A 14,578-nucleotide genomic window follows, 5' to 3' on the forward strand; every position below is an offset into this window, starting at 1 on the left:
TTCGCCATTGCCCCAACCGCTGCCATGACCTACACCACCCTGATCTCCGCCACCGAACTGCAAACCCTGATCGCCAGCGGCGCGCCGCTGATGGTGTTCGACTGCAGCTTCGACCTGATGCAATCGAGCGCAGGCGCGCAGCAGTATGCGCAGGCCCATATTCCCGGCGCGGTGTATGCCGATCTCAACGAGAACCTGAGTGCAAAGCACGGCGCGCCCGGCGCCTCCGGCACCGTATTGACGGCCCAGGAGGCGGACATGCCCGCATCGGGCGGCCGCCATCCGCTGCCAAGCCGCGAGCGCTTTGCCATCTGGCTGTCGAGCGTGGGTTTTGCCAATGGCATGCAGGCTGTGGTGTACGACCGCCAGGGGGCCAACTACTGCGGCCGCCTGTGGTGGATGCTCAAGTGGGCCGGGCACGATGCCGTGGCCGTGCTCGACGGTGGCCTGCAGGCGTGGCAGGCCGCGGGCGGCGCAGTCGCCAGCGGTGAAGAACCAGCGCACTTCCAGTCCAACTTCGAACTCAAGGAGCCGCTGCGCCGCCTGGCCACGGCCAGCGATGTGCTGGCCAACCTGCAGCAACCCGGCCAGACCGTAGTCGACGCACGCGCTGCGCCCCGCTACCGGGGCGAGGTGGAGCCGCTGGACCCGGTGGCCGGCCACATTCCCGGCGCCCTGAACCGCCCCTTCGTGGACAACATCGGCCCCGATGGCAAGTTCAAGCCCGCAGCCGTGCTGCGCGCCGAGTTCGACGCCCTGCTGGCAGGCCGCGATCCGACCGGCGTGGTGCACCAGTGCGGCAGCGGTGTGAGCGCGCTGCCCAACCTGATCGCCATGGAAGTCGCCGGACTCGGAAAAACATCGCTTTTTGCCGGCAGCTGGGGCGAATGGGTGAGCGATTCTTCGCGCCCGGTGGAACGCGGCTGAGCAGGGTTGGGGGCGGTTTGACCACCTGGCGGCAGCAGGCCGCAGCGCTCTGGGGCGCAGGACCGGGGCTTGGTGTTTTGTAAGGCAAATTCCTACACGCACCACCCCTGAACCAGACACGCTGCACAGAGCAACGCTGACTTAATTTTTGATTGGCCCGGTTTCACAATCCATTTCAACGGATCACGCAAAACATGCAAACAGCATGGCAAGGCGAAGACCCGGAACTGGAACAAAGGAACCCTGCCATGACCAACGAACAACTGCTCGCCGAAATCCGCGAAGCCAACCTGACCTACCTGATGCTGGCGCAGAACCTGATTCGCCACGACAAGGCAGAAGCAGTGTTCCGTCTGGGCATGAACGAAGACGCTGCCGATATTCTGGCATCGCTGTCGGCCGCACAAGTGCTGAAACTGGCCTCCCGGAACACGCTTCTTTGCAGCTTCCGCGTGGACGACAACCTGGTGTGGAGCTTGCTGACCAACCACACGGCCAAGAAGGTGGGCAACGAAGCCACCAACACCCTGCACGCCAACATCCTGATGGCCAGCCGCGTGTCGGAAGTGCTCTGAAGCACCGCACTTTCCTGCAGCCCTTCCTGTTCACCGCCCCTCTCGAAAGCCCGCCATGACCACGCCTGCCGCCAAAGCCCCAGCCAAGAGCGTCCTCAACGAATCCAAGCAGATCGAGCGCGCTGCGATGCTGATCGGCATGGGGGCCCGCATGCAGGTGCTGGAGTCGGAGACCACGCTGTCTTATGAACGCCTGATCCGCCTGTACAAGGAGATCGCCGGCAAGTCGCCTTCCAAGGGCCAACTGCCCTTCTCGACCGACTGGTTCCTGACCTGGCAGGAAAACATCCACAGCTCGCTGTTCCTGAACATCTACGAATACCTGTCCAAGGGCGTGGACCTGGATTCGGTGGAACTGCTGACCAAGGCCTACCGCCTGTACAACGAGCAGGTCACCACTGCCGAGATCGAACCCCTGCTGTCCTTCACCCGCGCCTGGCGCCTGGTGAAGTTCGTGGACGCCGGCATGCTCACCCGCACCCAGTGCTCTGACTGCAAGGGCCAGTTCGTGACCGAACTCTATGAAAACCGCCACTACACCTGCGGCCTGTGCAACCCGCCTGCCCGCGCTGGCAAGAGCAAGAACGCCGGTGCCCTGATGTTGCATTGACTCCCAGCCCGGCAACGCCGGACTGCGCACGAATGACAAAGCCCCGCCGGTTTCGCCGTGCGGGGCTTTTTGCTGGAAAGAGGATTTCCCGACGGCCCCGGACTACCGCGCCGCCAGGAGCGAGCGCACGTTCTCGTCCACCGGCATCGCATAGTCGTGCGCGGCCACCACGGTGTTGCCCACCGGGTTCACGATCTTCAGGCTGATGAACAGTGTGGTGGTCGAAACGGCGTATGTGCCCACCACAACGGCCTGTGCATCGTGCGCGCGGCTCACCTCGCGCACCTCGCGCGAGAGCAGCAACTCGCCGGTGCGCTGCATGGCCACGTCCTCGCGCAGCTTGAGTTCGGTCACGCGCAGGCCGCGCTGCACCAGGCGCGAGCCGATCTGCTCGGAAAAGATGCGCCCCAGGCGCGAGGATTCATTGAGCCGGTCCACGTTGACCAGCGTGGCCACCAGCACCGCATGCGCAGGGTCCAGTGGGGCCTGCAGCAGCAGCGCATCGGCCGCGCGGTGGTTGCGCTCGATGGTGCTGGGGGTGATGAGGTCCATCAGCCCGCCACCGCCACCACCGGACTTGTCACCGTAATAGTACGAGGCACAGCCCGGCAGGGCCAGCACCGGCAGCAGCGCGCCGGCCGTGCGCAGCAGGGTGCGCCGCTTCATGGCGCCACCATCATCATCACCGGCGGGCTCACCACCTGCCAGGTCTTGACCGGGGTGGGTGCGGGCGGCGGGGGGGGAGGTGGCGGCGGTTGCTGGACCTGGTAGAGCACGGCATCGTCCTGCTCGATGTAGTACACGTCGGAGGTGCGGGCCAGGTAGCGGTCGCCGCTTTCCAGCGACGTGGTGATGAGCACCTCGGTGCGCGTGGGGCCGCCCGCGGCGGGGCCGTCGGTGGTGTACTGCGCGGCATCGGCCAGCGCCCCGATCGCGATCGTCCCGGCCACGATGGAGCCGGCGCCAGGCGCACGGTGGGCCCAGTCGCGCGCCACACCCACGCCCAGGGCCAGCCGGGTCCAGGGCATGGGCAGGCTGTTGGAGACACGGCCCGGGTGCTGCACCAGCTGGGTTTCGAACGCCAGGGTGACAGCCGAGGGCTGGTTGGTGAGCACCACGCCCCGGTCCAGCAGGCGGGTGATCAGCAGCTTGCGAAAGCCGTTGTTGAAGCTGGTGTCGCCCGAGGCGGACACATAGATGGGGTGTTCGCCCGCAGGCCAGTCGCGGATCTTGCCGGTGATGCGCGTGGCCACATCGTCGGCCAGCACGTCCCAGTGGTGCACGGCGCGTGCCTTCTTCTGGTTCGATGCCGGGTAGTTGTCGGCCCGCGGCACGTCCAGCGACGAACAGCCAGCCGCCAGCAGCGAGGCCACCGCCAGCAGCGGCACGACCACACGGTGCAGGGCGGGCCGGGCACGGACATCGCCGCGCGCGGTCACTGCCATGCCGGACTGCCCGGCGGGCAGCCGTCCTTGGGATGGGCCTTGCGGCAGACCGCCAGCCAATGGTTCAACTTGCATGCAGCCATGCTAGCGGCCCGGCGGCGCCCCCATGGCGCGAATAACGGGGCAATTGCGTTGCATTTGCGCGGCCAGCGCGTTGGCGCCGGCACCTACACAACATTTGCTCACAGTGCGTGACAATCCCCGCATGACCGCCGTGCCTGCCCCCTCCCACCCCAACGCTCCACCCACGGCCCTGCCGCAGCAGCCGCCAGCTGCCGACACGTGCGACGGCACAGCGCCGGGGGGGGCGCAGGCAACGCCCGGCGCCGCCGATCCGCAACCCGAAGCCGGGCCAGAACGCATGGCCAGCCCGCCCGATGCCGCCACCCTGGCAGCAGCCGCGCACCCGACCCTGCCCGCCCCGCCCGCCATGGCGGCGCCTGCCACGCCCACCCAGCTGATGCTGCAGATGCCGGTGGACGTGCGCAACATGTCCCTGGCGCTGCTGGCCCTGTTCGCCGGCGTGGCCCTGCTGCACTGGGCCAGCGCGGTGTTCATCCCGCTGATGCTGAGCCTGCTGCTGACCACGGCGCTACGCCCTGCCGTCAACATCCTGCGCCGCTGGCACCTGCCGCGCCCGCTGGGCGCGGCCCTGCTGCTCATCGCCATCGTGGGGGGCATGGCCAGCATGGCCTGGTCCTTGAGCGACCAGGCGGTGCAACTGGTGGACTCGCTGCCTGTGGCGGCCAAGAAGGTGCGCGACAACCTGCGCGCGCGCGCGGGCATGCCCAGCACGCTGGACACGATGCAGAAGGCCGCTGCCCAGATCGAACAGGCTGCTGCCGAGAACAGCGCCGCCACCCCCGCGCGGCGCGGCGTGCAGCGCGTGGTGGTGGAGCGCCCGCCCTTCAACATCCGCGACTACCTGTGGAGCGGCACCATGGGCCTGGTATCGGCCGTGGGCCAGCTCACCGTGGTGGTGTTCCTGACCTACTTCGCGCTGGCCTCGGGCAACCTGTTCCGCCAGAAGCTGGTGCGCATTGCGGGCAGCAGCCTGGAGCGGCGCAACATCACCATGCAGGTGCTCGACGACATCACCGGCCAGATCCAGCGCTACCTGCTGGTGCAGGTGTTCACCAGCATCCTGGTGGGCGTGGCCACGGGCTGCGCCTACTGGGCGCTGGGGCTGGAGAATGCGGCGGTGTGGGGCGTGGTGGCCGGCGTGCTCAACCTCGCGCCCTACATCGGTTCGGCCTTGACGGCCGGCGCGTCGGCGCTGGTGGCCTTTCTGCAGTTCGGCACCATCGACATGGCCCTGGCCATTGGCGGCGCATCGCTGGTCATCCACACCCTCATCGGCAACCTGCTCACCCCCTGGCTCACCAGCCGCACCAGCAGCATGAGCCCCGTGGCCGTGTTCGTCAGCGTGCTCGCCTGGGGCTGGCTCTGGGGGCTGTGGGGGCTGCTCCTGGGCATCCCGGTCATGATGGCCGTGAAGGCGGTCTGCGACCGGGTGGAGGACCTCAAGGCGGTGGGAGAACTTTTAGGAGACTGAGGCAGAGCTGGCGTCCTGTTCGGCGGTGGCCAGCGTACAGCGCTGCACGAACGCCGGCAGGTCGTCGGCCCCCATCGCGCGGCCGTAGTACCAGCCCTGCACCTGCAGGTCCATGTCTGCGGGCAGCACCTGCAATTGTTCCAGCGTCTCCACCCCCTCCACCACAATGGCGACCCCCAGGCTCTGGCAGAAATGCAGCAGGCCCTGCAGCAGGCGAGCCCCCCGGGGGTCGGCGCTGGCCACCACGAAACTGCGGTCGATCTTGATGGTGTCCACCGCAAAGGCGTGCAGGTAGCTGAGCGAGGAATAGCCGGTGCCGAAGTCGTCGATGGCCACCTGGGCACCCACGGCGTGGATGCGGGCGATGGCGTCGCGCATCTGGCCCACGTCGGCGGCCAGCGCATCCTCGGTGAGTTCGACGCTGATGCAGCCGCCGGCAGGCGCTATCAACGCCACCAGCCGCTGGCAGTGCGCTGCCGACATGAGCGTGGGCCCGGTGACATTGATGGAGATGGGCAACTCGAAGCCCGCGCTGCGCCAGCGCCGGTACTGCTGCAGGGCCGCGTCGGCCACCCACAGGTCGACATCCTTCATGAGCCCGGCCTCGGTCAGCCACGCCAGAAAAGCCCCCGGTGACTGCGTGCGCCCCCGGCCATCGCGGGCCCTGAGCAGCGCCTCGCAACCCACGCATTCGCCCGTGCGTGGCGACACCTGGGGCTGGTACTCCAGGAAGAACTCGTACTCGCCCATGCGGCGCACCTGGGCCAGCAGCTCCTCGCGGCCGGCCTGCCGCTGCTGCGCCAGGACCACCGGGTCGCTGGCATACAGGCGGCCCTGCTCCTGCAGGCGCGAGAACGTGGTGTCCAGCCCCGGCAGGTGCACCGTGGTGGCGTTGTGGCGCTCCAGCGCCCGCACCGCCGGCGCGTAAATGCAGGCCCCCAGCAGCACCAGTGCCAGCTGCAGCACCACCGCTGGCCAGGAGCCCTGGGTGCTGGCGTAGGCGTTGAAGAGGACGGGGGCATTCAGCGGCATTGCCATCGTGGCCACCGGCACCCAGCCCGCCTGCACGGCGCCCAGCGCCAGGCAGGCGTTGACGGCCGGCACGAGGATGAACGGCAGCAGCAGACGCGGATTCAGTATCAGGGGAATGCCGAACAGCAGCAGCTCATTCACGTTCAGCAGGGCCATGGGCAAGCTGGCCAGGGCCAGCAGGCGCAGGCCGGGACTGCGCGCACGCCACAGCACGGCCACCACCAGCGACAGGGTGGCCCCCGCCCCGCCGATGAAGGCGAAAGCCCCCAGCAGGCCGGCGTTGAGCAGGTAGGGCGGTGGCTGGTCTGCCAGCACCTCGATGGCATTCCACCCCACGGCCAGCTCCAGCACCTGGAACAGCGGCTGCAAGGCATGGTAGCCATGGATGCCGAAGAACCACAGCAGCGAATTCATGCCCGTGATCGCCACGGCATTCAGGTAAGGCCGGTCCGGGTCCACCACATCCAGGGGCAGGCTCCAGTGCGCCAGGCCCGACCATTGCTGCAGCAGCGTCAGCACCACGACCAGCAATCCTGCCGTGAGCACACCGGGCAACACCATGTTCATGGCATCTTCCACGTTGTCGCTGACCAGCGAGCCGCGCGACAGCTGCAGCCAGCGCACCCGCATCAGCCGGGCCATGAGGGGCACGTTGACGATGGGCGAGGCGATGGCGATGAACAGCACCAGCGTGGCGGCGGCACGCGGGTGCCCGCGCAGCAGGTAGGCGGCCAGCGCCACGTACACAAAGCACAGGAAGGCCACGGGCAGGCGCGGCAGGCTGTGGCGGATGGCCAGCATGTAGCCGATGGAGGCCGCGATCAGCAGCGGCAGGATGCGGCTGATCTCGGCATGCAGGCCAGCCAGCAGGTCCGTGGTCTGCGTGGGCAGGCCCAGCATCCGCGTGAGCACCGACGACACCAGGAACACCGCCGACACCATGAGGCAGGGCAGCACCCACAGCAGTCCCTCGCGGATGGCGCGCATGGAGTCGGCGCGCGCGACCGCCTGCAGCCGCAGCGACAGCCGCACCTTCAGGGCCGCGATACCAATGCCCACACCATGCCCTCCCTGCCGCGCACTGCGGTCAGCCCCATGCTAGCAGGCAGGCACCGGGATGGCAAAGTGGCCGGACCAGCTCGGCCCGACCAGTTCAGCCCGTATTGCGCAGCCCCGCCGCGATCCCGTTGATGGAGATGTGGATACCGGTCTGCACGCGCTCGTCGCCCTGCCCTGCACGCCAGCGGCGCACCAGCTCGACCTGCAGATGGTGAAGCGGGTCGATGTACGGGAAGCGGTGCTTGATGGAGCGTGCCAGGGCCGCGTTGTGCGTCAGGCGCTGCTTGTCGCCGGTGATGCGCGTGAGCGCCTCGGCGGTGCGGTGCCATTCGGTCTCGATGGCGCTGAAGACCTTCTTGCGCAGGCGCGCGTCTGTGACGAGTTCGCTGTAGCGCGAGGCCAGGGCCAGGTCGCTCTTGGCCAGCACCATGTCCATGTTGGACAGCAGGGTGCGAAAGAACGGCCACTGGCGGTACATCTTCTGCAGCAGCGCAAGCTGTGCCTTGGGGTCCTTGCCCTCGGCGTTCACGAAGGCATCGACCGCCGCGCCGAAGCCGAACCAGCCCGGCAGCGTGAGGCGGCACTGGCCCCAGCTGAAGCCCCAGGGGATGGCGCGCAGGTCCTCGATCTTCTGGCTGGCCTTGCGCGATGCGGGGCGCGAGCCGATGTTCAGTTCGGCGATCTCGCGGATCGGCGTGGAGTTGAAGAAATACTCGGTGAAGCCCGGGGTCTCGTACACCAGCGCGCGGTAGGCCCCCATGCTGGCCAGAGAGAGCTGCGAGGCCGCCTCCAGGAAGGCCTTGGTGGCCGGCTTGGTGGGCTGCAGCAGCGTGGCCTCGAGCGTGGCGGCGACCAGGGTTTCGAGGTTGCGCCGGCCGATCTCGGGGTTGGCGTACTTGGAGGCGATGACCTCGCCCTGCTCCGTCAGGCGGATCTGGCCGCGCACGGTGCCCGGGGGCTGGGCCAGGATGGCTTGGTAGCTCGGGCCGCCGCCGCGGCCCACGGTGCCGCCGCGGCCGTGGAACATGCGCAGCTGGATGCCGTGGTTGGTGGCCAGCTCGTCGAACAGCTCCACCAGCGCGATCTCGGCGCGGTACAGCTCCCAGTTGCTGGTGAAGATGCCGCCGTCCTTGTTGCTGTCGGAGTAGCCGAGCATGATGTCCTGCTCGCTGCCGCTACGGTGCACCAGCCCCGCCACGCCGGGCAGGGCATAGAACTCGCGCATGATGGGCGCGGCATTGCGCAGGTCTTCGATGGTCTCGAACAGCGGCACCACGATGAGGTCGTTGCGCGCATCGCCATCGAGCGTGCCGCGCATCAGGCCCACTTCCTTTTGCAGCAGCAGCACTTCGAGCAGGTCGCTCACCGTTTCGGTGTGGCTGATGATGTAGTGGCGGATGGCCTCGTGCCCGTAGCGGTAGCGCATGGCCAGCGCCGCCTCGAAGATGGCCAGCTCGCCCCGGGCGTGGTCCGAGTAGCTGGCACCCACCACGCGCAGCGGGCGCGCGTCGTTGAGCAGGCGCAGCAGCAGCGCGCGCTTGTCGGTCTCGGACAGCGCGGAGTACGCCGTCTCGACGCGCGCCGTGGCCAGCAGCTCGGCCACCACCTCCTCGTGTTTGTCGGAGCTCTGGCGCAGGTCCACCGTGGCCAGGTGGAAGCCGAAGACCTGCACGGCGCGGATCAGCGGGTGCAGGCGCTCGGCGGCCAGGGCCTCGCCATGGTGCGACTTGAGCGATGCCTCGATCACGCGCAGGTCGGCCAGGAAGGCCTCGGCGCTCACGTAGGGATTCTGTGGGGCCACGGCATGGCGCGCCGCCTCGCCGCCCGTCAGTTCCTTGAGCGATGCGGCCAGGCGCGCATAGACGCCGGTCAGGGCGCGGCGGTAGGGCTCGTCCTGGCGGTGCTCGTTGGTGTCGGGCGAGCGCGCGGCCAGGGCCTCCATCTCGGCCGATACCTGCACCAGGCGGGCCGACAGCGACAGCTCGCCGCCCAGGTAGTGCACCTCGGTCAGGTAGTGGCGCAGGGCCACCTCGGCCTGGCGGCCCAGGGCGTACTGCAGGGTCTGCGCGGTGACGTTGGGGTTGCCGTCGCGGTCGCCGCCGATCCACTGGCCCATGCGCAAAAAGCTGTGCACCGGGTACTGGCCGAGCTCGGTCTCGAGGTCGGCATAGATCTTGGGGATTTCGCGCAGGAAGGTGGCTTCGTAGTACGACAGCGCGTTCTCGATCTCATCGGCCACGGTGAGCTTGCTGTAGCGCAGCAGGCGCGTCTGCCACAGCTGGGCCACGCGGGCGCGCAGTTGGGCTTCGTTGGCGGCCAGCTCGCGCGGGGTGAGCGCGTCCTTGGCGGTGTTGTACAGCTGGGCACGCACCTGGATGTCGTCGCGCGCGGCCAGCAGCTGGGCGATGTCGCGCTCGGCGTCGAGAATGCTCTTGCGCTGCACCTCGGTCGGGTGGGCCGTGAGCACCGGCGCCACGTAGCTGCCGGCCAGGGTCTGCGAGATGGTCTTGGGCGCGATGCCGGCCCAGCGCAGGCGCGACAGCGCGACTTCGATGCTGCCCTCCTGCGTGTCGCCCGCGCGCTCGTGCACGGCGCGGCGGCGGATGTGGTGGCGGTCTTCGGCCAGGTTGGCCAGGTGGCTGAAGTAGGTGAAGGCGCGGATCACGCTCACCGTCTGGTCGCCCGAGAGGGTCTTGAGCAGCTTCTTGAGCGCCCGGTCGGCCTCCTGGTCCGCGTCGCGGCGAAAGGCGACAGAGAGCTTGCGCACCTGCTCCACCAGCTCATAGGCAGCCACGCCCTCCTGGTCCCGGATCACGTCGCCCAGGATGCGGCCGAGCAGGCGGATGTCGTCAATCAGGGGCTGGTCCTTGTCGGATCGTTTCATGCGAGGGTCTCCGGGATGAAGTGCGGCGGCCCGCAGGCGTACCCTGAAAACCACCAGTGCGGGCGCATGCTAGCATCGCCCGCCCCTGAATAATTACAAACAGGTTACGAACTTGAGCCGCCATTTGCCCCACCCCATCGTGATCGCCACGCGCGAAAGCCGCCTGGCCCTCTGGCAGGCCGAGCATGTGCAGGCCCTGCTGCAGGCCCGCGGCTATACCGTGGAGTTGCTGGGCATGACCACCAAGGGCGACCAGATCCTGGACAAATCGCTGTCCAAGGTGGGCGGCAAGGGCCTGTTCGTCAAGGAACTCGAAGTCGCGCTGGAAGAAGGCCGCGCCCACATCGCCGTGCATTCGCTCAAGGACGTGCCCATGGAGCTGCCCGAGGGCTTTGCCCTGGCCTGCGTGATGGAGCGCGAGGACCCGCGCGATGCCTTCGTCTCCCCCCGCTACGCCTCGCTCGACGAACTGCCCCAGGGCGCGGTGGTGGGCACCTCCAGCCTGCGCCGCCAGGTGCTGCTGCAGACCCTGCGGCCCGACCTGCGCATCGAACCCCTGCGCGGCAACCTGGACACGCGCCTGCGCAAGCTCGACGAAGGCCAGTACGACGCCATCGTGCTCGCGGCCGCAGGCCTCAAGCGCCTGGGGCTCGAATCACGCATCCGCCTGGCTTTCGAGCCCGCCACCATGCTGCCCGCCGCCGGCCAGGGTGCCCTGGGCATCGAGGTGCGCAGCGACCGCCTGGACCTCATCGCCGCATTGGAGCCCCTGGCACACCAGGCCACCTGGCTCACCGTGGCCGCCGAGCGCGCCGTGAGCCGCGCCATGGGCGGCAGCTGCTCCATGCCCCTGGCAGCGCACGGCACCCTGGGCGCCGACGGCACGCTGCAGCTCGATGCGGCCTGGGGCGACCCCGAAGATGCCCATGCGCCGCTGGTGCGCGCCCATGCCAGCGCCCCCGTGGCCACCCTGGCCCAGGCCGAGGCGTTGGGTGACGAAATCGCCCGCCGCCTGCGCGCGGGCGGTGCCCGGGGCTTGGACCCGGCATCTGCCGCCGGCTGACATGGCCGCCACGGCGCCCCGGGTGATCGTCACGCGCCCCGAGCGCGAGGCGGCCCAGTGGGTGGAACAGCTCCTCGCGCGCGGCCTGGCCGCCACGGCATTGCCGCTGATCGCCATCGGCCCCTGTACCGACCCACAGGCCGTACAGGCCCTGGCCGAAGCCCGCGCACGACTGGCCCAGGCCCCTGGCTACCGTGCGCTGATGTTCGTGAGCAGCAATGCGGTGCTGTATTTTCTGCACGGGGGGGCCTTGCCCCTGCCGGCCGGCACCCGTGCATGGGCCCCCGGGCCAGGCACGGCGCGCGCGCTGGAACAGCTGGGCGTACCGCCTGCCGCCATCGATGGCCCCGCCGCCGATGCCGCGCAGTTCGACTCCGAATCGCTGTGGCAGCAGGTGGCGCCCCAGATCCGGGCCGGGGACCGCGTGCTCATCGTGCGCGGTCGCTCGGCCGGGGTGCATGAATCCTCCGAGGGTTCGGGCCGCGACTGGCTGGCGCGCCAGGTGCAGGCCGCAGGCGGCCAGGTGGACTGGGCTGTGGCCTACGAACGCGGCGCGCCCAGCTTCACCCCCGAGCAGACCGCGCTGGCAGAGGCTACCACCCAGGACGGCTCGCTGTGGCTGCTGAGCAGCTCCGAGGCGGTGGCAAACCTGGCCGAGGCCCTGCCCGGCCGGTCCTGGACGGCTGCACGGGCCCTGGCCACGCACCCGCGCATCGCCCAGACCGCCCGCGCCATGGGCTTTGGCCATGTAAGGGAGTGTCGGCCGGCGCTGGAAGACGTGGTGGCCTCGATAGAATCGGCCCCATGAGTTCCGCGCCCCCCAACGACCTGCCCGCCGCAGCCCCCGCTACCCCCGTCGCCCCTCGTGGGAGCAGCCTGCCCACCCTGCTGGTGGGCGTGCTGGCCGTGGCCGCCGTGGCCAGCAGTGGCCTGCTGTGGCAGAAACTGAGCGTGATCCAGGAGCAGTTGGCGCGCCAGTCGGCCGATTCCGGAGCGCTGGCCATCGAGGCACGCACCATGGCCCGCCAGGCCGAGGAACTGGTGCGCGAGACCGCCGCCCGCCTCTCGGTGGCCGAGGCCCGTGTGAGTGAAGTGGCGCTGCAGCGCAGCCAGCTCGAAGAATTGATGCAGAGCCTGTCGCGCTCGCGCGACGAAAACCTGGTGGTGGACATCGAATCGGCCGTGCGCCTGGCGCAGCAACAGTCCCAGCTCACCGGCAGCCTGGACCCTCTGGTGGCCGCCCTCAAAAGCGCCGACCAGCGCATCGAGCGCGCCGCACAGCCACGCCTGACCCCCGTGCAGCGCGCCATCAACCGCGACCTCGATCGCCTGACCCGCGCCGTGGTGACCGACACGGCCGGCCTGCTGGCCCGCCTGGATGATCTGGTGCGCCAGGTGGACGAACTGCCCGTGCTCAATGCCGTGGCCCAGGCCGCGTCCACGAAGCGCCTGGGCCTGTCTCCCGCTGCGCCGGGCTCTGCCGGTGGCACCGCAGCCGGGGCCGAGTTGCCCTGGTGGCAAGCCACCCTGCAGCGCAGCTGGGAGGTGGTGCGGGACGAGGCCCGCAGCCTGGTGCGCGTGAGCCGGGTGGACCAACCCGAGGCCATCCTGCTCGCGCCCGAGCAGACCTTCTTCCTGCGCGAGAACCTGAAACTCAAGCTGCTCAATGCGCGCCTGGGCGTGCTGGCGCGCCAGTTCGACTCGGCGCGCGCCGACCTGGCCGCAGCCACCACGGCGCTCAACAAGTATTTTGACCCGGCCTCGCGCCGCACGCAGGCGGCAGCCACGGTGCTGCAACAGGCCCAGACCGGGATGAAGGCTGCCGAGCTGCCGCGCCTGGACGATACCCTCTCCGCGCTGGCCACGGCCGCCGCGGGGCGCTGAGAGAGGGCAGCACGCATGCGCGCAGCACTCTGGCTTCTGGCGTTGTTTGGCGTGGCCGTTGCGGCCGCGCTGTTTGCGGGCAACAACCAGGGCACCATCACCCTTTACTGGCCCCCCTACCGCGTCGACCTGTCGCTGAACATGGTCGTGCTGCTGCTTGTGGGCGGCTTCGTCACCGTGCATGCCGCCCTGCGGGCCCTGGCGGCCCTGCTGGAACTGCCGCACCAGGCGCGCCGCTGGCGCGTGCAGCAAAAGGAACGCGCCATGCACAGCGCGCTGCTCGACGCCATGACGCACCTGCTGGGCGGGCGCTTCATCCGTTCGCGCAAGGCCGCCGTGGCCGCGCTGGCGCAGGAGAACGCCCTGGCTGCCGCCGGCGAGTCGGTGCCGCATGGCAACCAGTTGCGCTCGCTGGCCCACCTGGTGGCGGCCGAGGGCTCGCACGCCCTGCAGGACACCGCCACGCGCGACAGCCATCTGCAGCGCGCGCTCGACGATGCACCCGCCCGCGGCACGGCCCTGGAGCTGGAACTGCGCGAAGGCGCCCAGATGCGCGCCGCGCGCTGGACGCTGGACGACCGCGACGCCGATGCCGCCCTCGAATGGCTCGCCGCCCTGCCCCAGGGCGCCGCGCGCCGCACCCTGGCGCTGCGCATCAAGCTCAAGGCCACGCGGCTGGCCCGCCGCACGCAGGAGGCGCTGGACACGGCCCGCCTGCTGGCCAAGCACCGCGCCTTCTCGCCCACCGCCGCACAGAGCATCGTGCGCGGCCTGGCCACCGAACTCATCCAGAGCGCGCACGACACGGCACAGCTGCGCCGCGTGTGGGACGACCTGGAAACCTCCGAGCGCAACATGCCCGAGCTGGCCATCCAGGCCGCGCAGCGCATGGCCACCCTGGGTGGTGACGCCACGCAGGTGCGCGCCTGGCTGCTGCCGGTGTGGGAGCGCATGGTGGACCTGCCCGATGCGCTGGCCGAACACCATGCCCTGAAGCTGGTGCGCGCACTGGAATCGGGCCTCGATGCCCTTGACGCCCCCTGGCTGGCGCGCATCGAAGCCGCCCAGCAGGCCAACCCGCGCGATGCGCGCCTGCAGTACATGGCCGGCATGGCCTGCCTCAAGCGCCAGCTGTGGGGCAAGGCCCAGCAGTTGCTGACCCAGGCCGCCCACCAGCTCGCCGATGCCGGCCTGCGCGCCAGCGCCTGGCGCCACCTGGCAGAGCTGGCCGAACAGCGCGGCGACGAAGCCGCCGCCGCCGAGGCCTGGAAAAAAGCCGCACTCGCCCGCTGACCAAGCAGGCGGGGGGCCCGCCCATCCCCTGGCCATCTACCGGCCATCCATCTGCGCCCACCTTTTGCAAAACAAGAGGGAACTTTGAGCGCACACCCCCTGTCAATTCAGTTTTTTTGAATTGAAGCATCAATCCTGCTGAAGCCGAACGCGCTGGCAGCTTCCTACACTGCGCTCACTGCGGGGCCTTGTGCATGCAGCACGGGGCGCGGCATGCGAGGCAGCGACGGATGCGCCAGCCCGAAAAACCT

The 14,578-nt window shown here is 69.4% G+C and carries 12 protein-coding genes; 8 read left to right on the forward strand and 4 right to left on the reverse strand.

What is annotated here, in order from left to right; all coding sequences use genetic code 11:
• Positions 1–24 precede the first annotated feature (24 nt).
• The 3 genes from ACSQ9E_RS21605 to flhC all read left to right on the forward strand — a co-directional run bounded on the left by ACSQ9E_RS21605 (position 25) and on the right by flhC (position 2,112).
• Entirely contained in the window at positions 25–927 is a 903-nt protein-coding gene (locus ACSQ9E_RS21605) for a sulfurtransferase (RefSeq protein ID WP_436219165.1), read from the forward strand.
• A 248-nt stretch (positions 928–1,175) separates the two neighbouring features.
• The gene (gene flhD / locus ACSQ9E_RS21610; RefSeq protein WP_007853391.1) at positions 1,176–1,502 is read left to right on the forward strand and encodes a flagellar transcriptional regulator FlhD; all 327 of its coding nucleotides are present in this window, start codon (positions 1,176–1,178) and stop codon (positions 1,500–1,502) included.
• 55 nt (positions 1,503–1,557) lie between these two features.
• Complete coding sequence (gene flhC, locus ACSQ9E_RS21615) at positions 1,558–2,112, forward strand: flagellar transcriptional regulator FlhC (RefSeq protein WP_057201271.1); 555 nt, start codon at positions 1,558–1,560, stop codon at positions 2,110–2,112.
• A gap of 102 nt (positions 2,113–2,214) precedes the next feature.
• On the opposite strand, the gene ACSQ9E_RS21620 is transcribed toward flhC, so the two are convergent.
• Both ACSQ9E_RS21620 and ACSQ9E_RS21625 read right to left on the reverse strand, forming a co-directional pair.
• A complete protein-coding gene (locus ACSQ9E_RS21620; protein ID WP_436219166.1) occupies positions 2,215–2,778 on the reverse strand; it encodes a FlgO family outer membrane protein in 564 nt (187 codons plus the stop codon).
• Positions 2,775–3,557, reverse strand: a complete 783-nt coding sequence (locus ACSQ9E_RS21625) for a hypothetical protein (RefSeq protein WP_436220248.1) — start codon at positions 3,555–3,557, stop codon at positions 2,775–2,777. Before ACSQ9E_RS21625 ends, ACSQ9E_RS21620 begins: the two co-directional genes overlap by 4 nt.
• A gap of 205 nt (positions 3,558–3,762) precedes the next feature.
• Between ACSQ9E_RS21625 and ACSQ9E_RS21630 the strand changes: the two genes are divergently transcribed.
• Complete coding sequence (locus tag ACSQ9E_RS21630) at positions 3,763–5,112, forward strand: AI-2E family transporter (RefSeq protein WP_436177044.1); 1,350 nt, start codon at positions 3,763–3,765, stop codon at positions 5,110–5,112.
• On the opposite strand, the gene ACSQ9E_RS21635 is transcribed toward ACSQ9E_RS21630, so the two are convergent.
• Positions 5,101–7,131 (reverse strand): EAL domain-containing protein, encoded by a 2,031-nt coding sequence (locus ACSQ9E_RS21635; RefSeq protein ID WP_436220249.1) that lies wholly within the window; start codon positions 7,129–7,131, stop codon positions 5,101–5,103. The genes ACSQ9E_RS21630 and ACSQ9E_RS21635 overlap by 12 nt on opposite strands.
• 166 nt (positions 7,132–7,297) lie before the next feature.
• Positions 7,298–10,087, reverse strand: coding sequence for a phosphoenolpyruvate carboxylase (gene ppc, locus ACSQ9E_RS21640; RefSeq protein WP_436219167.1), 2,790 nt, complete (start codon positions 10,085–10,087; stop codon positions 7,298–7,300).
• Positions 10,088–10,199: 112 nt separating this feature from the next.
• Here ppc and hemC point away from each other — a divergent pair, with 112 nt between their 5' ends.
• Genes hemC through ACSQ9E_RS21660 form a run of 4 tightly spaced genes read left to right on the forward strand, consistent with a single transcriptional unit; the run spans position 10,200 to position 14,327 of the window.
• Entirely contained in the window at positions 10,200–11,150 is a 951-nt protein-coding gene (gene hemC, locus ACSQ9E_RS21645) for a hydroxymethylbilane synthase (RefSeq protein WP_436219168.1), read from the forward strand.
• Between the two features lies 1 nt (position 11,151).
• Positions 11,152–11,958 (forward strand): uroporphyrinogen-III synthase, encoded by an 807-nt coding sequence (locus ACSQ9E_RS21650; protein WP_057201275.1) that lies wholly within the window; start codon positions 11,152–11,154, stop codon positions 11,956–11,958.
• Positions 11,955–13,034: a uroporphyrinogen-III C-methyltransferase gene (locus tag ACSQ9E_RS21655; RefSeq protein WP_057201276.1), complete on the forward strand. Its 1,080-nt coding sequence runs from the start codon at positions 11,955–11,957 to the stop codon at positions 13,032–13,034. The genes ACSQ9E_RS21650 and ACSQ9E_RS21655 overlap by 4 nt, the downstream gene beginning before the upstream one ends.
• Before the next feature lie 15 nt (positions 13,035–13,049).
• Positions 13,050–14,327 (forward strand): heme biosynthesis HemY N-terminal domain-containing protein, encoded by a 1,278-nt coding sequence (locus tag ACSQ9E_RS21660; RefSeq protein WP_057201277.1) that lies wholly within the window; start codon positions 13,050–13,052, stop codon positions 14,325–14,327.
• Positions 14,328–14,578: the final 251 nt, after the last annotated feature.

Source organism: Acidovorax sp. LjRoot118 (assembly GCF_964253575.1).
In the GTDB taxonomy this organism is placed as follows: Bacteria; Pseudomonadota; Gammaproteobacteria; order Burkholderiales; family Burkholderiaceae_C; genus Acidovorax.

Excerpts from the sequence above, each read along its gene's own strand:
- ACSQ9E_RS21605 (WP_436219165.1), top strand. The coding sequence starts at position 25 with ATGACCTACACCACCCTGATCTCCGCCACCGAACTGCAAACCCTGATC.
- flhD (WP_007853391.1), top strand. The coding sequence starts at position 1,176 with ATGACCAACGAACAACTGCTCGCCGAAATCCGCGAAGCCAACCTGACC.
- flhC (WP_057201271.1), top strand. The coding sequence starts at position 1,558 with ATGACCACGCCTGCCGCCAAAGCCCCAGCCAAGAGCGTCCTCAACGAA.
- ACSQ9E_RS21620 (WP_436219166.1), bottom strand. The coding sequence starts at position 2,778 with ATGAAGCGGCGCACCCTGCTGCGCACGGCCGGCGCGCTGCTGCCGGTG.
- ACSQ9E_RS21625 (WP_436220248.1), bottom strand. The coding sequence starts at position 3,557 with ATGGCAGTGACCGCGCGCGGCGATGTCCGTGCCCGGCCCGCCCTGCAC.
- ACSQ9E_RS21630 (WP_436177044.1), top strand. The coding sequence starts at position 3,763 with ATGACCGCCGTGCCTGCCCCCTCCCACCCCAACGCTCCACCCACGGCC.
- ACSQ9E_RS21635 (WP_436220249.1), bottom strand. The coding sequence starts at position 7,131 with ATGCGCGCCATCCGCGAGGGACTGCTGTGGGTGCTGCCCTGCCTCATG.
- ppc (WP_436219167.1), bottom strand. The coding sequence starts at position 10,087 with ATGAAACGATCCGACAAGGACCAGCCCCTGATTGACGACATCCGCCTG.
- ACSQ9E_RS21650 (WP_057201275.1), top strand. The coding sequence starts at position 11,152 with ATGGCCGCCACGGCGCCCCGGGTGATCGTCACGCGCCCCGAGCGCGAG.
- ACSQ9E_RS21655 (WP_057201276.1), top strand. The coding sequence starts at position 11,955 with ATGAGTTCCGCGCCCCCCAACGACCTGCCCGCCGCAGCCCCCGCTACC.
- ACSQ9E_RS21660 (WP_057201277.1), top strand. The coding sequence starts at position 13,050 with ATGCGCGCAGCACTCTGGCTTCTGGCGTTGTTTGGCGTGGCCGTTGCG.